Consider the following 18,876-nt stretch of genomic DNA (forward strand, 5'->3'; position numbering starts at 1 on the left):
CCGTGCACCGCACTTCTGACGTCAGAATGTCAGAAGACACGTGCACTCACCCTCGAAACGCCTGCAAAGAGTGCAGCCGTCTTCTGAAATTGACAGCCGGATCCCATCCCGGCCGACTGCTCGAGGTAAACCCCGAGATAGGGAAAGAAGAAGTTGGACACGAGCAGAATTCCGGCGGCCACCCCCAGCAAGCCGAGCACGCCGGGCACGGTGACCACCCGCAGCTGATGGGTGCCCCCGCGGACTCCCGTCGCCTCGATTCGGCGCGGCAGAACGGTCCACAGACCCACCGCCAGCACCGCTCCGAGCACGGCCAGCGCCACGAATACTGCCCGCCATCCGGCAACGCCGCCGAGATACGTGCCGATCGGTGCGCCGAGGAACATCGCGCTCATCAACCCCCCGAAAACCAGGGACACCGCTTTACCGCGCGCTTCCGGCGCAACGAACGTGGTGACGGCGCTGACGGCCACCCCGAGCGCGACTCCCTGCGTCGCCGCTGACGCGACGCGTCCGACGAGAAGCACTGGGAGCCCGGGCGCAGATGCTGCAACCAGGTTTGCGGCCGCGAAGACCAACAGGAGCGTGGTCAGCAGTGCTCGTGGATGACGGTGCGCCAGGGCGAGACCCAGCGGGATGGCGAGAATTCCGACAGAAAGCGCATACAGAGTGACGGTGAGCCCGGCGGCACCGACGGTGGTGTTCAGATCGCGGGCCAGCTGGGGAACGAGACCGATCGCCACGAACTCCGCTGTTCCGATAACGAATGCGACGGCGGCGAGCAACAGGACGGGAGGCGACAGCAGCGAGCGCTGCTGGATGTGGACAGAAGCAGTGGAGGTCATACCGACGACGCTAGAACCGAATCGGTATAGGATCAAAGACGAATTTGCAGTGCATCGTATAGACAATCCCTATAGGAGTCGCCGCATGAGTATCCGCCAGTACGAATATGCACTCGCCGTGGCCGAAGAGGGGTCGGTCACCGCGGCGGCCGAGAAGCTCCGCGTGGCACAACCGTCGATCTCCCAACAGATCAGATCCCTGGAGAAGGAGTTGGGCGTCGAACTGTTCGTCAGGAGCCCACGCGGACTGAGCCTCACCGTCGCCGGGCGCGCCTTCGTCAAAGAAGCATCGATCGCGGTATCAGCAGCTCGCCGGGCTCGCGCTGCGGCCAGTGCATGCTCCGGGACGGTTGCCGGGGAGCTGGTCGTCGTCGTCGAGACCGGACTGGGGATGTGCCAACTCCCGAGAGCGATCGGAGAGTTGCGGCGCCGGTATCCGGCACTCGAGGTGACGCTGTACGAGGAGTCGGACCCCCAGGCCATCGACCGCCTGGTGCGCACCGGGGAGGCAGACCTGGTGCTGTCCAGCGATTACGGCCACTACGATCCGAACGCCACTGTCATCGGCGACGAATCGTATGTCGCCGTACTGTCCGAAGGGCACCCACTGCTGGCACAAGACGTCCTGGCACTCGAGGAATTGGCGTCCCAGCCGTGGGTCCGACTTCGACGGGGCAGTGCTCGCGACGACGTCATCACGCACGCACTTCGCTCGCACTCGTTGTCCGTGTCGACGGTCGCTCGCGCATCCCAGTTGTCCACCGCAGTCAAGCTGGCTTCGGAGGGTTTGGGCGTCACACTCGTGCCGGCCTCGGCCGTTCCGCCGGGCTACGGACACCTCACACGACCACTCGATCCGCCGGTGTCACACGCCGTTCGAGCTAGCGTCCGTTCGTCTTCCGGTCCTGCCGAGTCTGCACTGCTCGACTTTCTGGGCAACGAGAATTGGTGCGGTCTCGACCTCGTTCGTGCCTGATACCGACTGATTCGACGCGGTATTGCTCGGACGAAACGGACTTTACGAACAGCTGTGCTGGATTGATGCGACAACCGAGTAGAAGGACGACTCGGTTACATTGCTGTCATTCATCGTCGAGCAATAGAGAATTCACCTATGGGCGGCAGCCACAAAGCGATCGTCACGAATAGCGGACATACTTCGGTGAGGTGTAACGCTCGTATCGGAATGCGTAACCGGAAGAATGCGTGATTCACATGTGGACAGCATTCGCGTCAGCGGCCAATGGACAGTGTGCAGGATCATATCCGCGACCAACAATCGACGCAGCGCCTTACCCGCCAGGTCGTGGAACGCCCACGTCCGATAAGAGCTCAGTACGTAGTGGCGGTATTCGAGCGGCGGCGTGAGCAGTCGACGCCCAGACACCTCGACACACATGGACTTGATCTGTGCGATGCGCAATCCGACGCGGTGAAGGCACAGTGACAGATCGATATCCTCGTGCAGGTCGGTTCGCACACTCACTCGGTCGCGCGTCGCTTCCCAGGCGGAGCGACGAATGGCGAAGTTGTTACCGGACGCCGCAGAAACCCACAGCTCATCGGGCTTGCGTCTGGTGGTGTGATTGACGAAGGCCCGGTACGGAGCAGCCCAGGGCGAGTCGTAGAGATAGATCGGACCTGTCACGGCGGCGAAGTCCAGCCGTCGATCGAAGAAATCGAGAACAGATTTCGCCCAGCCTGCGCCGACATGGGTATCGGCGTCGATGCGTCCGATGATCGATCCACTCGCGTGATCGAATCCGGCGTTTCGGGCGTGCACGACGCCGCGCTCGCACTCGGCCACGAGGGTCACCATCGGGAATCGACGTCGGCGATCACGGACGATCGACGCCGTGTCATCGGTCGAGTTGTTGTCGACGACGATGATTTCGTGAATGTTTTCTTGCTGTTCGAGTAATGCATCCAAGCATTCACCCAAGTGCGCGGACTCGTTGAATGCAGGAACAACAACCGAAAGAGTGTTCACCCGTGCCAACCCCTGACAAAGTTATTTTGGCAATCGTGTGGCTCGATTCGCTTGCAGAATTCGTTCGTCCCGAAATGCGAGCCGCGGACGAATCTGATGGTACCCCACTATCGCGGGGAGGCAATTCCTCGTTTATTCGACATAAACAATATGAAGTACGAAGAGAATAGCTCGAACCTGCTCGGATTCGGATCTCGACACCGGAACGGGTAATCGACCGGTTTATCGGCAGTGCGCCTACCGATTCACATCACGAACCCGTCTCGCCGGACTGCCCACGTAGATCCCGTCGGGATCGCAGTCCTTCGTCACCAACGATCCCGCGCCGACGATGCAACCCGCACCGATTCGTACGCCCGGCATGATGACGGCACCGGAGCCCACCCAGGTTCCCGTTCCGATCGTCACCGGCGCACCGATCAATCGGCCTGCGCGTCGAGTTCGAGCGCCCACCTCGTGCGTACTGGTCAGCACGCGCACATGATCGGCGAGGAAAACCCCGTCGCCGATCTCGATGTCTGCCAGGGTGTCGAAGTAGCAACCGTGATTGACGAATGCCCCCGCGCCCAGCCGAAGCGTGCCTCGCCCTTGCACCATCTGACCGCCGTAGACCAGCGCCTTGGGTCCTACTCGCACCCGCGCGCCTCGTAGCGCACGTCCGCGGACGATGGCGGGCAGAAGCGGGAAGTTGGCCAACGCTACTACCGCCGACTGCCGCACCTGGAACAGAGCCCAGAGGACGTCGTCGGCCACATAGCCTCCCCCACCGCGCATGAGCGAAACTCTAGCCGCGTGCCTCGGTTGCCCCAACGACGCATCGGGATCGAAAAAGAGGAGACGGCCGGAACGAGCAACAGGCCCGATCGACACTGTCGATCGGGCCTGTCGATGTTCTTCGGTGTGGAGCTGAGGGGAATCGAACCCCTGACCTTCTCGATGCGAACGAGACGCGCTACCAACTGCGCCACAGCCCCTTTGCCGTCATCGTGACCGGCTGGGTAACTCTAGCAAAGCCCTGTTCGGCAGCCGCTACGCGCCCTGCGCCCGCCGCACGTCCCGATCGTCGTCGCGACTGGCCTGGAACGGCTCGTCGTAATGGTCGAGATGCTCGAACTCGGGATCCTCGTCGTCGATCTCGAGGACCACCGCACCGGGTCGACGCAGGCGCTGTGGGACCAGCTCGAGCTCCTCGTCCGTCTCCGACTCCACCCCCAGTCGGGATCGGCCCATACGGGTGAGCCGGCGCTGACGCACCTCTTCCTCGATCTGTACCTGCCGACGCAGGTAGTACAGGTAGCCGGCCAGAACGGCGACGGACAGACCGCACAGCCACCACACCGTCGGAGAAATGATGAACGCCAATGCCGCCGTGGTGATCGCGGCGAAGACCAGTCCCAGTACAGCGCGCTGCCGAAAGGCGTATCGCGCGGCGCGGGCGATCGCATCCGCCTCGGGGTCGAAACCGCCGCGGCCGCGTCGGCGAGGCACGAAATCGTCGTCGACGACACCGGGTTCGTGCGCGGTTGAGCTTCGACGCGGCGGATCGGTGTCCGGTGCCTCGCGATCGAGGTCGTTCTCTGCTGCGTGAGTGTCCATCGGGTCCTCCGCGGTACCGGGTAGATCGGGTGAGTCGATACGAACGGTTGCCAGTGCCGGGCCGAAAATTTCGCGAGCCGGCGCGGAGACTCGAAGGTCGTCCTCCGGTCGCCAGTCGGGATCGCTGCGGTGTCCGGTCGCCGGGCCACGCTGCTTCCGCTTGGTGCCACCTCGATGGAGTACCCGCGTGGCGAGAGCTGCGTCCGTGGTCTGCATGATCTGAGGCCGCTTGGTCATGAGCATGGGAAGAAGAACGAAGAGCCAGACGGCAACGAGACCGACCCAGATTATCGAGTTCGGCATCGGCGATGTTCTCCTCCCTCGAGCTACGGCGACAGTCCTGACGACATCAGGCTATGGGGAGCAGGTGCAAGAACCACGCAGACGCGCCGACCCGAATTACACTCCTGTCACTTCAACCACACGAGTGTCACTGTGTTCGGGACGGATCACGCCCAGGCTGCCCGGCCCGAACGGACCAACCGATCGACGACGGTTCCCTGGACCTCACCTGAGGTGATTGCGACGAGCTTGTGGTCGCGCCATTCACCGTCGACGTCCAGGTACTTGTAGAGCAGACCTTCCTCGCGAAACCCGACGTTGCGCAGCACTGCCTGACTGGCGAGGTTTTCCGGTCGCACCGTCGCTTCGACTCGATGCAATCCGACGGGGCCGAAGCAGTGGTCCAGCCCCAGCGCGAGAGCGGCGGTCGCGACGCCCTTGCCGTTGACGTCCTTGGACACCCAGTAGCCGATCCACGCGGACCGCAAAGCGCCGCGCACGATGTTTCCAGTGGTGATCTGGCCACAGAATTCGCCGTCGACCTCGATGACCATGGGGAGCATGTGCCCTTTACGTGCCTCGGACTTGAGGCCCGAACACAACGTCGGCCACGAGGAGATGTGGTGCCGTGAATTCCAGCTGCCCTCGCCGCTCGGCTCCCAGGGCTCGAGATGAGCGCGGTCCTCGGTGCGAATCCGGCTCCAGGCCGCCGCATCGCGCATCCGTACCGGCCGTACCGTGACGGTTCCGCCGGCGACTCTCACTGGACCCAATTTCGCCGGCCAACCCGGGTGGCTCGACCACGTTCGCGGCATCCGTCGATGGTATGCGCTAGGCGCAGTTGTCAGCCTCGCTGGGCCAGGAACGAGACCTTCACTTCTTCACCGGTACGGATTTCGGTGACCTCGGGATCGATGACGACCAGGCAATTCGCCTCGGCGAGTGTCGCGAGAAGGTGCGACGACGATCCGGGTGCACCGCCGAGGGCCTGAACCAGGTACTCGCCGGTTCCTTCGTCGCGCATGAGTTGGCCGCGGAGATATCCTTTGCGGTCCTCGATCGAGGTGATCGGTGCCACGGTGCGTGCGGTGACGGTTCGACGCATCGGCTGTCGTCGACCGAGCGCGATGCGAATCAGCGGGCGGACCATCACCTCGAACACCACCAGCGCGCTCACGGGGTTGGCCGGCAGCAGAAAAGTGGGCACTTCATCGCGTCCGAGCTGGCCGAATCCCTGAACGGATCCGGGGTGCATGGCAACGCGTTCGACTTCCATGTCGCCGAGTTCGCCGAGTGCCTCCCGCACACCGTCGGAGGCACCGCCCCCGACCGCGCCGGCGATGACGACGATCTCGGATCGGATCAACTGGCCCTCGACCACCTCGCGCAGACGCTTCGGGTCGGTGCTGACGATTCCGACCCGGTTGACGTCGGCTCCGGCGTCGCGCGCCGCAGCGGCCAGGGCATAGGAATTGACGTCGTACACCTGGCCGGGGCCGGGGGTGCGATCGGTGTCGACCAATTCGCCACCGACCGAGATCACCGACAGACGCGGGCGCGGATGCACCAGCACCTTGTCGCGCCCGACCGCCGCGAGCAGTCCCACTTGAGCTGCACCGATGATCGTTCCTGCACGCACCGCGACGTCGCCGGGCTGCACGTCGTCACCGATCTTGCGGACGTAGTCTCCCGAGCGCACCGGCCGAAACACCTTGACGCGGGCGCGGCCACTGTCGGTTCGGTCCAAGGGCAACACCGCATCGGCCAGTGTGGGCAGCGGCGCGCCGGTATCGACTCGCACTGCTTGACGGGGCTGCAGCCGGATGGGTTGACGCGATCCGGCCGAAACCTCGCCGACCACGGGCAGCGTCAGATCGATGCGCTCGTCGTCCTCGTTGCGCAGGTCGGTACCCGCAGCTGCCACATCGACGCTCCGAACGGCGTAACCGTCGATCGCTGCCTGATCGAAACCGGGAAGGGGGCGCTCGGTGACCACTTCTTCTGCACACAGCAGGCCCTGTGCTTCGGAGATGGCGACCCGAACAGGCCGTGGAGCCACCGCCGCGGCGGTCACTCTGGTCTGCTGATCCTCGACCGAGCGCATCTGGCCCTTCCTCTAGAGCATCGACCCGCGATGCTATTCGTACGTGGTCAGTTCCGGTGCCCAGCTGTCGCTCAAGCGCTCGTTCAACCATTCGCGCAGCGCCGGACCGTAGTCGTCACGCTGCAAAGCAAAGTCAACCGCAGCGCGCAGGTATCCCCCGGGATTTCCGAGGTCGTGTCTCGATCCGCGGTGCACCACCACGTGCACCGGGTGGCCTTCCTCGATCAGGAGCGCGATGGCGTCGGTCAGTTGCAACTCGCCGCCCGCGCCGGGCTCGATTCGACGAAGGGCATCGAAGATGGCCCGGTCGAGCAGGTATCGACCCGCAGCAGCCAGGTTGGACGGCGCGTCCTCCTTCTTGGGCTTCTCGACCATGCCGGTGACCTTGAGAACGTTCGGGTTCACCGCATCGGGAACGATCTCGACCGAGAAGACGCCATACGACGAGACCTTGTCCTCCGGCACCTCGATGGCGCACAGCACTGATCCACCGCGCTTGGCGCGCACCCGGGCCATGACGTCGAGCACGCCCCGCGGCATCACCAGATCGTCGGGAAGCAGCACCGCAACGGAATCCTCGTCGTCGTCGAGAGCCTCTTCCGCACAGGCAACGGCATGTCCGAGTCCCAGCGGTTCGTGCTGGATGACAGACTGCACGTCGAGGAGTTTGGGGGCGACACGCACTTTTTCGAGCATTTCGAGCTTGCCGCTCGCTTCGAGCTTCTTCTCGAGAACGAGGTCCTCGACGAAGTGGGCGACGACACCGTCCTTGCCCGGAGATGTGACGATGACCAAACGCTGTGCACCGGAATCTGCGGCCTCGCCGGCGACCAGTTCGATACCGGGCGTATCGACCACTGGAAGCAGTTCTTTCGGAACGGTTTTCGTGGCCGGCAAGAACCGGGTACCCATGCCCGCAGCGGGAACGATAGCTGTTCGGAAGTGCTCAGGCGTGGCGGCGGTCGTCGCGTTAACGGCTTCTGTCATGGTGCTCACCCTATCCATGGTTTCCGGAGATCTGCTCGCCGTGTGCTGCGTTCGACCCCTCAGTGCATATCGTTGAACGACTGCACACGAAGGGTGAGTGAACCGTTGTGACCGTTCCCGAATTCTCGGAGAACACGCCCAAGGATCGATGGCGGGCACATGTCCTCGCCGAACGCCGACTGCTCGACGATGCGCAGCGCGCGGTGGAGTCCTCCGCACTCTGCCACGTCGTGGCCGAATTGGCGTCCGAACACGCGTCGGTGGCCGCGTACGTGCCGGTCGGACGGGAGCCGGGCTCGATCGAGATGCTCGACGCGATGGCCGCGGCCGGCTCCACCGTCCTGCTTCCGAGTGCGCACGAGCCGGGTCCGTTGCGGTGGGTGGAGTACTCCGGAAGCGCGTCGTTGGTACCTGCACCGTTCGGTCTTCGCGAGCCGTCCGGGCCGATCCTCGATCCCGATGCCGTGGCCGCGTGCTCACTGGTGCTGATTCCGGCGCTCGCCGTCGATCGGCGCGGTGTTCGATTGGGCCGCGGTGCGGGTTTCTACGATCGGACGCTGGATTTGTGCGGACCCGACGCGATACTGGCCGCGGTGGTGCGCGACAGCGAACTGGTGGACCGACTACCGGACGAACCACACGACAGAAGGGTGACGCACGCGGTGACCCCAGTCAGCGGACTCGTACGCTTGGGTACGGAATAACGTTCCGATTCGATTGGTTGGCACTCCTGACTGTAGAGTGCTAATGCTCTCCCCAGTTTCGACGAACAGACAAGACACCGGCGGTGTTCGGCCTCGGCTCCCAGAGCAGCCAATCTCCTCGGTGACCAGCGCGGAGGAAATACGATGCCCACTTACTCATACGCCTGCACCGAGTGCGACAACCGGTTCGACATCGTCCAGTCCTTCACCGACGACACGTTGACGGTATGCCCGGCGTGCTCCGGCAAGCTTCGTAAGTTGTTCAACTCCGTCGGCATCGTGTTCAAGGGCAGTGGCTTCTACCGCACCGACAGCCGCGGTGGCTCGGGCACCTCGAGCGAGAGTGCAGGCGAGAAGAAGTCCGACGCGGCAGCCACAAAGTCCGACTCGAAGTCCGAGACCAAGTCCGACTCCAAGCCGGCCGAAAAGAAGTCTTCCGATTCGTCGTCATCGAGCTCATCTTCTTCTTCGTCCACCACGAAAGCTGCTGCGAGCAAGTAGCTTTCAGCTTCATCCACAGGCCGGGCCGTTATCCACAGCCCGGCCTTTTCGGTGTTCGAAGTGCCTTCGTCGACGCTAGCGTTTCCGGCATGACTGCTGGCCGGAACCGACTCGACTCGACGCTCCTCGATCGCATCACTCTGCGGCCGGCATGGACCGGGTCCCCGAAGGTCCGCCGTATAGCAGCGGGCGCGCTGGTAGCACTTGCAGCGGTGTTGTTCGTCGATGACGCTGCCGGCGACGACCGAGTGGACGTGATCACCGCAGGACGCGACCTGACGCCGGGGACGGTGCTGACGTCGGCCGATGTGGTGGTCTCCAGCTGGGATTCCGACAGCGTTCCCGAGGGCGCTCTGATCGATGCCGGTGCAGTGGACGGCCAGACGCTCACCGGGCCGGTACGAGAAGGCGAATTGCTTACCGATGTACGCCTACTCGGATCCCGGACGGCTACGACGGCACTGGGGACCGAGGCGCGCGTCGTACCGGTGCATCTCGCGGACGCCGGAGTGAGCGATCTGCTGCGTGAAGGCGACCAGGTGGATGTGTTGACCGTCGAGGTGCAGGACGACCCGAATGCAGTCCCCGCAGCCAGGGTGCTGGCGTCCGGCGCGGTGGTGGTACTCGTCTCCGCCGACGCCGGGGGTAACAGACAACGGGATCGGGTGGTGCTGCTTGCGTTACCCACCAACGATGCGACGACGGTGGCCGCGGCGTCGTTGGTCAGCGCCCTGACGGTGACGGTGCACTAACGTTTCTCGAGACAGAACACACCGATCGTTGGGAGAGGGCTCATGCTGAAGGGCTTCAAGGATTTTCTACTGCGGGGCAACGTTGTCGATCTCGCAGTTGCAGTGGTCGTCGGTGCGGCATTCACCGCCATCGTCACCGCATTCACCACCAACATCATCAACCCTTTGGTCGCAGCCGTGGGCGGTAGCAACGAACTCGGCTGGGGCATAAGGATTCTGTCGGACAACGATGCGACGTTCATCAATCTCGGTGCCGTCGTCACAGCGATCATCAACTTCATCATCATCGCCGCGGTCGTGTACTTCGTCCTGATCCTTCCGGTGAACACGGCGAAGAAGCGCTTCGTCAGCCAGCCGGAGAAAGAATTGAGCGACGTCGACGTGCTGGTTCAGATCCGCGACATCCTCGCGGGCGGAACCGCAGCGGGACAGAAGCTTTCGACGGCCGAGGACACAACCGGAGGTAGCGGCGAGGCCAACGACGCCACGCCGGATCTGGGTAAGCATTCCAAGGACTGAGGTCTTGTAACCCGCGCTGGGCGGCCCTGTCGAATGAATGTGCCAGTCACGCACTCTGAGTGCATGACTAGCACATTCATTCGTTGGTGGGGTGATGGGGCGGCGGGCCGAGTGGGCCGTCAGGCGATCAGTTGTTGAACGTCTGCAGCGGAAGCGCATCGAGAGTGATCGAGGTGCCATCTGCCTCGCAGGCAGACTTCACGGCTGCGCCGTTGTCGACGAACGCCTTGCCCGATGCGCTGTCGGGTTCCGACAATTCGAGGGTGTCGGCCGGCAGCGCCTCCACGAACGTGGTGGACGCGGACGCGACATCACTGGATGCCGTGCCGGGCACCGACTTCAACGAGTCCACGGCAGCTTGCTTGTCGGCTGTCCACTTCTCGATGTTGGCTGCTGATCCCGGTCCCGCGGTCACCAGACCGACGAAGGCGTTGTGATCGGCGGCGAAGGTATTGCATGCATCGGTGCTCTGACCGGTGGCAGCCTCGTCACTGCTACTGCAGCCGGACACCAATCCGAGAGCTGCGACAGCTCCTGCTGCGAACACTGTGAAACGGGCTTTGCGATGCATCACTACTTCTGAACCTTCCGTGAACGTCGAACTGTGCGTGTGCCGAACATAGTTCAGGCCCGCACGGAGAATCCGTGCGGGCCTGAACCGGAGAATCTAGCGAACCAGAATCAACCGAAGAAGATCAGTTGAGGCGAGTTGCCGGGCCGTACGTGGTGATCGAGTCACCCTTGGCGCTGAGCAGGGTGACGTACGGACGAACCGTGACGTTGCCCAGGATGCCCGTTGCGGTGCCGTGGACGCCGGCGAGCTGGATGGAGCCCTGTGCGCCTGCAGCGTCACCTTCGGTCTTGGAGATGTTCGCCTCTTCGTTGAAGGTGGCGATTGCACTCTCGGACTGAACGACGCCGCCGCCGGGAGCGAGATCGATGGTCGCAGTTGCCTGCGGGATCAGCTGAACGCCGACATCGAGGTTCGACTTGCTCTCTGCAACGCCGAGGAGCGGAACGTCAGCGAGTCCTTCCAGCGCACCCTCGGGGTCAAGCAGATCACCCGGGGTAGTCGCCAATGTTCCGGTGGTCGTGTTCTTGGAACCGATGCCGAAGTTGGCCGAAGGAGAAGCCCACTCGACCGACACGCCGCCGTCGAGGCTCAACGGGTAGCCGATCTGCAGGCCGGCGGTGAGGGTGCCCTCGAAGTCGTCAGCCGAAGGTCCCTGAACATCGAAGGATGCGCGGCCGTCGTAGAACCACTCACGGGTGAGCGGGTTGCCGTCGAGAGGCGCAACGCCGCTGACGAAGGAGTCGGACAGGGTCAACGTGACCGTGTTGCCATCGGCGTCGACGATGGACTTCGCGCTGTCGACTCCGGCGGAAGCGGTTCCGGTACCGAGTACCAGGCCGACAACCGAAGCGCTGGCAGCAACTGCGACGCTCATGGACTTGAGTCCCCGGCTGCGCCGCGACTTCTGGATCTCCGTCATTTATTCCTCATCATGTTCAGTCCCAGCGCGGTGTCGCACGGGGAAGCTTGTGGCTTTCACCCTCGAACCAGATCGGCCGCAACGATGCGAACGAGCCCGAGCGGATGGGGCCGTGAAGCCACATCCTCGTTCAACAGTTCCGAGATGAAGGGCGCGGCACCGGTTGGTCCCACGCCCTGATCTCTGGAAGCTGAGGGGAACATTAGAGGAGATGCCTGACCGTGACAATCCCTACGATCGGCGCTCGAACGTTGCCAACTCGTGATGTGTTTCGACAGCGTGAACAACTTTCACAACCGTGTTAGCGATAACCCGAGTCACAGCATCTCTCGAACCCGCCGAAGTGTTACATCGGCCTCAGATGAGTAAACCGACCCTGATGTGGGAATACGCGACCGCCATCGCGTCCGGATAGGCCGTGCGCAGCCGTCCAAGCGGTGTCCACAAAGTCCGATTCAGGCTTCACTCCCCGAAGCTACTACCGGGTGACGCGATAACGACAGGTAAACGAGTAACTAACAGACCTGTCATTACAGCCAACAAAATGTGTCGTGGATCACATCAAAAGTAATGGGGTGGTCGCTGCTGCTTCAACCAATCGACCGACAACGAGTCCCCATCGGCACCCTCGTTCTGTTCGTCCCCGGTCGTCTCCGGGAGCACTTCACCGAAGATACGAGCGAGCCGGGCCCGTTCTGCTCGGGCCCGGCTCGCTTCGTCTTCGGCCGATCGATCGTCGTTCGGCTCGTTCATCGATATCGCTACGCGTCCAGCCCCGACAACTCGGCGATGACCTGGCTCGCCAACGGAGTGAGCGTCGCCATGCCATCGCGGATAGCTGCCCGAGACGACGCCAGGTTGACCACCAGCGTGCTGCCGGATACGCCGACCAGGCCCCGGGAGAGCCCCGCATCCAGAGAGCCTGCTGCCAGACCCGACGAACGCAGCGCCTCGCTGATGCCCGGAATCTCCCGATCGAGCACCTCTGCGGTGACGTCGGGGGTCACGTCACGCGGTGAGACGCCGGTGCCGCCGATCGACACCACCAGATCGACTCCACCGATGACTGCTGTGTTGAGAGCATTCCGGACGTCGACTTCATCGGCTGTCACTGCAACGACGCCGTCGACGAGAAATCCTGCCTCGGTCAACAGTTCGGTCACGAGAGGCCCGGTCGAATCCTTCTCGGTGCTGTGCGCTGTCCGGTCGTCGACGATGACGACCAACGCGCGCCCTGCCAGTGGTGCGTCGAGTTCCATACCGCTCACCGTAGTAGTAAGGCCTCCACCCGGCTCACGCTGTGCGTAAATCGTTGCAACCGTGCCGTGCCTGCCCGCTTCCCTCAACATCAGCGACCGCCCGGGAAAGAGGGGATCTGGAAGGGGAGCTGCTGTTCCTGCTGCTGGGTACGAGGCTGAGCCGCAACAGGCTCGGCCGTGCCCAGAGTCACCTGAGCGGTCTTCTCGGCACCGCCCTCGGTGTAGGTGACGGTGACCGAATCTCCGGGGGCGTGCGAGCGAACCGCCGCGATCAATGCGTCACCACTGGAGATGACGCGATCGTCGAGTTTGGTGATCACCGCGCCCGTGGGAATGCCGGCCGACGCCGCCGGCCCACCCTCGGTGGCTTCGACGACGGTTGCGCCGTTGGCATCGTCGTTCGACGGCACCTGCACACCGATCATGGCCTGCGTCGCCTTACCGGTGGTGGTCAGCTCGTCGGCGATGCGCTTGGCCTGATCCACTGGGATTGCGAACCCGAGCCCGATCGAGCCACTCTGCGCGCCGGATCCCCCGCTGCCACCGAGAGTGGCGATTGCGGTGTTGATGCCGATCAGCTGGCCGTCGGTGTTGACCAGCGCACCACCGGAGTTGCCCGGGTTGATCGCGGCGTCGGTCTGGATGGCGTCGATCACGGAGTTCTGATTGCCGGACTCACCGGAGGTCGACACCGGCCGGTTGAGCGAGGACACGATCCCCGTGGTGACGGTGCCGGCCAAGCCGAGCGGCGACCCGATTGCGACCACCTGCTGTCCCACCTCGAGATTCGAGGACGAACCGAGTTCGATGGGCGTCAGATCCGTCTTGCCCTCGGCCTTGATGACGGCCATGTCCGACACCGAATCGGCACCGACGAGGGTGGCGTCGGCCACCGAGCCGTCCGAGAACGCGACGCTGAGTTTGCCGTTTGCCCCGGCACCCGTCGCAACGTGGTTATTGGTGAGGATCAAGCCGTCGCTGCTGAGGATCACGCCCGAACCCTCACCTTCTTCTTGCGAACCCTTGACCTGAATCTGCACCACGCTCGGCAACACCTTGTTCGCGACGGCCTGGACGGAGCCGTCAGGGAAGTTGGCAGCCGGCTGTGCTGCGGTGACGGTGGAGTTCAGCGAGTTCGCGAATCCCCCGCCGTTGCCGTTGGCGTTGTTGGTGGCGATGGCACCGACCGCTCCGCCGATACCGCCGCCGACCAGAACCAAAGCAATCGCTCCGGCAACCAGTGCCGAACGTCCGGGCCTGGTCTTGACCACGGTGGGGTTCGACTGTGGTCCCACGTGCTGGGGCTGAGCTTGGGCGTGCTGCGACGCGTCGGGCTGACTCTGCTGGCCGTACGGCCCGTAGCCGGGTTGGTGCGCGCCCTGCCCATAGCCTGCGTACTGCTGCGCGTAGCCCTGCTGGGAGGGGAACTGCTGCGTCGGGTGCTGCTGAGCGGGATCCTGCCCAGGCGGATACTGCTGAGTCGGATGCTGCTGGTTTGGATGCTGCTGGGTCGAGTAGTTCTGCTCGTCGCCGCCCGAACCCCGGTGTACCGGATGCTGCTCTGACCCGGCACCCTGCCCGGGCTGTTCGGATTCGTTACGGTCGTCACTCATCGTTGCTGCTTCCTTCACTAGAGGCCCCGACACTCGGGGGCCGCCCGCCTTCTCGATACTCGAGCTTGATACTCACTGTGCAGGGCGGTACTGAGAGCGCGCTGAGATGCGGCTATCAGTTTGCCGAGAGAGTTCGCAGATCCGGGGCACCTTCACCGGGCAGCACGATTCGGATGAGTGCACCGCCGCGATCGGACACCTCGACCCCGATGGTGCCGCCGTGCTTGACCACCACCTGACGGACGATGGCAAGCCCCAGACCAGATCCCGGCATCGAACGCGATGCCGTCGAGCGATAGAAGCGCTCGAAAACGAGTTCGCGGTCTTCCTCCGGAATACCGGGACCAGCGTCGTCCACCGTCAGCTCGAGAAGACCTTCACCGATCTGCCGCATGGCAATTCGTACTTCTCCGCCGCTGGGGCTCCACTTGGCCGCATTGTCGAGCACGTTGAGCACTGCCCTCGACAGGCCCGCTTGATCCCCGTAGACGAACCACGGCATGAGCGTGGCAGCGAAGTCGATCTCGTTGCGGCGACGACGAGCTCGCTCGAGACTGCGTTCCACGGCGTCGGCAAGGTCGACGCGCTCGAACACTGTCTCGGGCGCGTCCTCGCGCGCCAGATCCACCAGATCTCCTACCAACGTGGACAGTTCCTGAATCTGGGCCACCACATCGGTGCGCAATTCGGCCATGTCCTCGTCCGGAATGGACGGCGCACCGGGGCGACCCGCCGCGATGAGCAACTCCATGTTGGTTCGCAGCGACGTCAACGGCGTCCGAAGCTCGTGGCCGGCGTCGGCGACCAATCTGCTCTGCCTACCTCGCGATTCGGCGAGCGCACGCAGCATCGTGTTGAAACTCTCTGTCAGACGCGCCAATTCGTCGTCACCGGTGACCGGGATGGGCGTCAGATCATCGGTACGTGCCACCCGTTCGGCCGCGGCCGTCAGTCGTGCGATCGGACGCAATCCGGTGCGTCCCACGGCCATTCCTGCCCCGGCAGCCAGTACGACGCCACAGCCGCCGACGATCAGCAGCACCCATGCCAACCGATCGAGCACTTGCCCGGTGGGCAGAAGTCGCTGGGCCACGATCAGGGTGCTGCCGTCCTTGGTGCGTTGCGCAAGTACCCGCTGATCGTCGAGCGTGCGCAGTGACGAGGCCTGATCTCCGCGGACCACAGCGAGTTCGGCGTCGCCGATCGGCACTTTCGGCCCGGGCGGATTGTAACTGGACATGTCCGGGTAGATCAGCGCCACACTCACGTCGGTGCTATACAGCGTGGCACCCGCAACGAAACGGGGATCATAGGACACCAGAGTCGACTCCGCCAATGCCGATGCGCGAGAACGCAATTGGGTGTCCACGTCACCGTAGAGTGCCCGCGAGACCACCGTGTATGCGGCAATGGCCATGACTGCCACCGCGATCGCCACGACCGAGGCAGCGAGCAACGTCACCCGCCAGCGCAAGGACACCGACCGGGTCAGCGGCGTCGGCGGCCGCATCGCCGTAGGGGTGCCACCGCCGACGTCGGGCGACTTGCGTCCGAACGCAGCAACCATCACGGGGGCGTTTCGCGCAGGACGTACCCGACACCGCGAACGGTGTGGATCAGCCTCGACTCCCCCTCCGCCTCGGTCTTACGTCGCAGGTAGCCGACGTACACCTCGAGGGCGTTGCCCGACGTCGGGAAGTCGTAGCCCCAGACCTCCTCGAGAATTCGGCTTCTGGTCAGGACTCGACGCGGGTTCGTCATCAGCATCTCGAGCAACGAGAATTCGGTTCGGGTGAGGCTGATGGAACGCTCGGCGCGCGAGACCTCACGGGTGACCGGGTCCAGAGACAGGTCCGCGAACGTCATCGTCTCCGAGTCGATGCCCGCCTCCATCGCGGTACGCCGAAGCAGCGCGCGCAGCCGGGCAAGAAGCTCCTCCAGGGCGAACGGCTTCGGCAGGTAGTCGTCGGCACCGGCATCGAGACCGGCGACGCGTTCGGATACCGAGTCCCGAGCCGTCAACACGAGAACCGGCAGGTCGTCGCCGACGCTGCGCAGCCGTCTGCACACTTCCAGTCCGTCGAGCCGAGGCATCATCACGTCGAGTACCAACGCATCCGGGCGCGCCGCTGCAACCTGCTCGAGCGCGTCGAGCCCGTCGACCGCCAGGTCGACGGTGTACCCGTTGAACGTCAGCGACCTGCGCAGCGACTCACGCACCGCTCGATCGTCGTCGACCACCAATATCCGCATCGGTACAGTTTGTCCTGGTCGACTGAGATCAGTCTGAGAGGGGTGGTCGGTCGGTACGCGCCGCGAGAATCGAAACTCACAGAGTCGGTAGGTTCCGGGCCTGCGGCAGGTTCCACTTTCTCCACACCGCCAGCAGCCTCAGGCCGGTCGCCAGTACCGTCCCGGCGACCAATCCGACGTTCTCCGGGAGGCTGAGCGCCTCGGCCACCACCACCGCCGTCGCACCGAGCAGCGCCGGAAGGGCATACAGGTCGCGATGCAGCAGCAGAGGCACCTCGTTGACCAGAACGTCTCGGATCACGCCGCCCGCCACGGCCGTCGTGGTGCCGATGAGAGCTCCCGACAAGGCGCTTCCGCCGGTCGCCAAGGCGATCGTCGCACCGGTCGCCGCGAACAGGCCCATCCCGAACGCGTCGAGCACCAGCACACCTCGACGCAACTTGCCCATCTGTCGGTGCGCCACGAACACCGTCAGCGACGCGAAGAAGCCGACGGTGATGTTCGGCCAGGTATCGAGGGACGTCGGCGGATGAATACCGAGGAGGAGATCGCGCACGATGCCACCGCCGATGCCCGTCGTGATTCCGACGACGCAGACCCCGAACAGATCCAACCGGCGGTGAACTCCGACCAGAGCACCCGACGCCGCGAAGACTGCGATACCGATGTAGCCGAGGAGGTCGAGAAGCACCGGATCAGCATGTCACGGTGGGGACGGCAGGTTCACAGCACGTGGGAGGGGCCTGGGTTCGGTTCACTGCCGCACCGCCCCTTCGTTCGGGCGATAGTCTCGATCCCGTGCCGGCCGGCACAGTTCTTTCTCGAACCGAGGTGACCCGAAGTGCCGATCGTCGACAACGCCGTCTATGTCGAAGGGAAGCGAACTGCGAATCCCGAGAGCCTCGATATCACCTTCGAGTGCATGCGAGACCGCCACGGGATGGCATGGATTGGTCTCTACCGGCCGGAACTCGGCGAAATCAACGCTGTGGCAGACGAATTCGGGCTGCATCGGTTGGCCGTCGAAGACGCCATCGCGGCCCATCAGCGACCGAAGCTCGAACGCTATGCCGAGCAGCTCTTCGTCGTACTGCGCCCCGCCAGATACATAGACGAGACCGAAAAGGTCGAATTCGGCGAATTGCACATTTTTCTCGGCGTGGACTTTGTGGTCACCATCCGCCACGCCGAATCGCCGGAACTGGGGAAGGTGCGGCACCGGCTCGAAGAATCGCCCGAATTACTCGGCCTCGGGCCCGAAGCAATCCTGTACGGAATCCTGGACCAGGTGGTCGACGAATACGTTCCCGTCATCAAGGGCTTGCAGACCGACATCGACGAGATCGAGGATCAATTGTTCACCGGCGACCCGAGTGTGTCGCGCCGAATCTATTCGCTGCTGCGTGAGGTATCCGAATTCGAGCGTGCCGCAAAGCCTCTGGTGGAGATGATCGAATCGCTCAAGCGCGGGTCGGACAAATACCACGTCGACGTCGAGTTGCAGCGCAATCTGCGCGACGTGCTGGACCACGCGATCCGCATCTCCGATCGCATCGAGGCATTCCGGTCCAATCTGCAGAACGCGATGACCGTGCACTCCACCATGGTGGCGCAGCAACAGAACGAGGAAATGCGCAACATGACCCAGGTCAGCCTGGAACAAAACGAACAGGTCAAGCGCATATCGTCTTGGGGCGCAATCCTTTTCGCACCCTCGCTCATCGCCGCCATCTACGGAATGAACTTCGACGATATGCCGGAGCTGAAATGGCAGTTCGGGTACCCACTGGCGCTGATCGCCATGGCGATCTGTTCCAGCGCACTCTATGTGGTGTTCAAGCGGCAGAAGTGGCTGTAGTGCGCTCCGCGCAGTGGTGGGGGGGGGGGGGGGGGGCGGGCCCCCCCCCCCCCCCCCCCCCCCCCCCCCCCCCACAACACAAAAAACGCCCGCCGCCGCGGGGAGCAAGAAGGGAAAGAA

At 63.7% G+C, this 18,876-nt stretch carries 20 protein-coding genes and 1 tRNA gene; 6 read left to right on the forward strand and 15 right to left on the reverse strand.

Annotated features, from left to right (window positions below):
• Window positions 1-29 precede the first annotated feature (29 nt).
• Window positions 30-845, reverse strand: coding sequence for an MFS transporter (locus tag ACIGGF_RS24810; protein WP_397523722.1), 816 nt, complete (start codon window positions 843-845; stop codon window positions 30-32).
• An 85-nt stretch (window positions 846-930) separates the two neighbouring features.
• On the opposite strand from ACIGGF_RS24810, the gene ACIGGF_RS24815 reads away from it, so the two are divergent.
• On the forward strand, window positions 931-1,821 hold the full coding sequence (locus ACIGGF_RS24815; protein ID WP_397523723.1) for a LysR family transcriptional regulator: 891 nt from the start codon (window positions 931-933) through the stop codon (window positions 1,819-1,821).
• 132 nt (window positions 1,822-1,953) lie between these two features.
• Here the strand turns inward: ACIGGF_RS24815 and ACIGGF_RS24820 are convergent, their stop codons facing one another.
• The 7 genes from ACIGGF_RS24820 to ACIGGF_RS24850 all read right to left on the reverse strand — a co-directional run bounded on the left by ACIGGF_RS24820 (window position 1,954) and on the right by ACIGGF_RS24850 (window position 7,804).
• The gene (locus tag ACIGGF_RS24820; RefSeq protein WP_397523724.1) at window positions 1,954-2,835 is read right to left on the reverse strand and encodes a glycosyltransferase family 2 protein; all 882 of its coding nucleotides are present in this window, start codon (window positions 2,833-2,835) and stop codon (window positions 1,954-1,956) included.
• Between the two features lie 237 nt (window positions 2,836-3,072).
• Window positions 3,073-3,609 (reverse strand): acyltransferase, encoded by a 537-nt coding sequence (locus tag ACIGGF_RS24825; RefSeq protein WP_397523725.1) that lies wholly within the window; start codon window positions 3,607-3,609, stop codon window positions 3,073-3,075.
• A 127-nt stretch (window positions 3,610-3,736) separates the two neighbouring features.
• Window positions 3,737-3,809: transfer RNA gene (locus ACIGGF_RS24830), tRNA-Ala, on the reverse strand.
• Between the two features lie 55 nt (window positions 3,810-3,864).
• On the reverse strand, window positions 3,865-4,734 hold the full coding sequence (gene glpR / locus ACIGGF_RS24835) for a gephyrin-like molybdotransferase receptor GlpR (RefSeq protein ID WP_397523726.1): 870 nt from the start codon (window positions 4,732-4,734) through the stop codon (window positions 3,865-3,867).
• A 146-nt stretch (window positions 4,735-4,880) separates the two neighbouring features.
• Window positions 4,881-5,528: a GNAT family N-acetyltransferase gene (locus ACIGGF_RS24840; RefSeq protein ID WP_032404305.1), complete on the reverse strand. Its 648-nt coding sequence runs from the start codon at window positions 5,526-5,528 to the stop codon at window positions 4,881-4,883.
• Between the two features lie 29 nt (window positions 5,529-5,557).
• A complete protein-coding gene (glp, locus tag ACIGGF_RS24845) occupies window positions 5,558-6,817 on the reverse strand; it encodes a gephyrin-like molybdotransferase Glp (RefSeq protein ID WP_397523727.1) in 1,260 nt (419 codons plus the stop codon).
• Between the two features lie 33 nt (window positions 6,818-6,850).
• Window positions 6,851-7,804, reverse strand: coding sequence for a UTP--glucose-1-phosphate uridylyltransferase (locus ACIGGF_RS24850; protein ID WP_397523728.1), 954 nt, complete (start codon window positions 7,802-7,804; stop codon window positions 6,851-6,853).
• Window positions 7,805-7,911: 107 nt separating this feature from the next.
• On the opposite strand from ACIGGF_RS24850, the gene ACIGGF_RS24855 reads away from it, so the two are divergent.
• From ACIGGF_RS24855 to mscL, 4 genes are all read left to right on the forward strand, one after another.
• Complete coding sequence (locus ACIGGF_RS24855; protein WP_397523729.1) at window positions 7,912-8,508, forward strand: 5-formyltetrahydrofolate cyclo-ligase; 597 nt, start codon at window positions 7,912-7,914, stop codon at window positions 8,506-8,508.
• 144 nt (window positions 8,509-8,652) lie between these two features.
• Window positions 8,653-9,009, forward strand: coding sequence for an FmdB family zinc ribbon protein (locus tag ACIGGF_RS24860; protein WP_222092368.1), 357 nt, complete (start codon window positions 8,653-8,655; stop codon window positions 9,007-9,009).
• 89 nt (window positions 9,010-9,098) lie between these two features.
• A complete protein-coding gene (locus tag ACIGGF_RS24865; RefSeq protein WP_397523730.1) occupies window positions 9,099-9,761 on the forward strand; it encodes an SAF domain-containing protein in 663 nt (220 codons plus the stop codon).
• 42 nt (window positions 9,762-9,803) lie between these two features.
• Complete coding sequence (gene mscL, locus ACIGGF_RS24870) at window positions 9,804-10,280, forward strand: large conductance mechanosensitive channel protein MscL (RefSeq protein WP_397523731.1); 477 nt, start codon at window positions 9,804-9,806, stop codon at window positions 10,278-10,280.
• 127 nt (window positions 10,281-10,407) lie between these two features.
• On the opposite strand, the gene ACIGGF_RS24875 is transcribed toward mscL, so the two are convergent.
• The 7 genes from ACIGGF_RS24875 to ACIGGF_RS24905 form a co-directional block, all read right to left on the reverse strand.
• A complete protein-coding gene (locus ACIGGF_RS24875) occupies window positions 10,408-10,851 on the reverse strand; it encodes a hypothetical protein (RefSeq protein WP_397523732.1) in 444 nt (147 codons plus the stop codon).
• Window positions 10,852-10,975: 124 nt separating this feature from the next.
• On the reverse strand, window positions 10,976-11,773 hold the full coding sequence (locus ACIGGF_RS24880; RefSeq protein ID WP_397523733.1) for an MspA family porin: 798 nt from the start codon (window positions 11,771-11,773) through the stop codon (window positions 10,976-10,978).
• Between the two features lie 761 nt (window positions 11,774-12,534).
• Complete coding sequence (locus ACIGGF_RS24885; protein ID WP_032377304.1) at window positions 12,535-13,032, reverse strand: molybdenum cofactor biosynthesis protein B; 498 nt, start codon at window positions 13,030-13,032, stop codon at window positions 12,535-12,537.
• 89 nt (window positions 13,033-13,121) lie between these two features.
• On the reverse strand, window positions 13,122-14,645 hold the full coding sequence (locus ACIGGF_RS24890) for a trypsin-like peptidase domain-containing protein (RefSeq protein WP_397523734.1): 1,524 nt from the start codon (window positions 14,643-14,645) through the stop codon (window positions 13,122-13,124).
• Window positions 14,646-14,760: 115 nt separating this feature from the next.
• Window positions 14,761-16,212, reverse strand: coding sequence for an ATP-binding protein (locus ACIGGF_RS24895; protein ID WP_397523735.1), 1,452 nt, complete (start codon window positions 16,210-16,212; stop codon window positions 14,761-14,763).
• Window positions 16,212-16,898, reverse strand: coding sequence for a response regulator transcription factor (locus ACIGGF_RS24900; protein ID WP_397523736.1), 687 nt, complete (start codon window positions 16,896-16,898; stop codon window positions 16,212-16,214). Before ACIGGF_RS24900 ends, ACIGGF_RS24895 begins: the two co-directional genes overlap by 1 nt.
• Window positions 16,899-16,974: 76 nt before the next feature.
• Window positions 16,975-17,589, reverse strand: a complete 615-nt coding sequence (locus ACIGGF_RS24905; RefSeq protein WP_397523737.1) for a trimeric intracellular cation channel family protein — start codon at window positions 17,587-17,589, stop codon at window positions 16,975-16,977.
• Between the two features lie 150 nt (window positions 17,590-17,739).
• Between ACIGGF_RS24905 and corA the strand changes: the two genes are divergently transcribed.
• Window positions 17,740-18,756: a magnesium/cobalt transporter CorA gene (corA, locus tag ACIGGF_RS24910; protein ID WP_397523738.1), complete on the forward strand. Its 1,017-nt coding sequence runs from the start codon at window positions 17,740-17,742 to the stop codon at window positions 18,754-18,756.
• The last annotated feature ends 120 nt before the right edge of the window (window positions 18,757-18,876 follow it).

This window comes from Rhodococcus sp. NPDC078407 (assembly GCF_044542515.1).
In the GTDB taxonomy this organism is placed as follows: Bacteria; Actinomycetota; Actinomycetes; order Mycobacteriales; family Mycobacteriaceae; genus Rhodococcoides.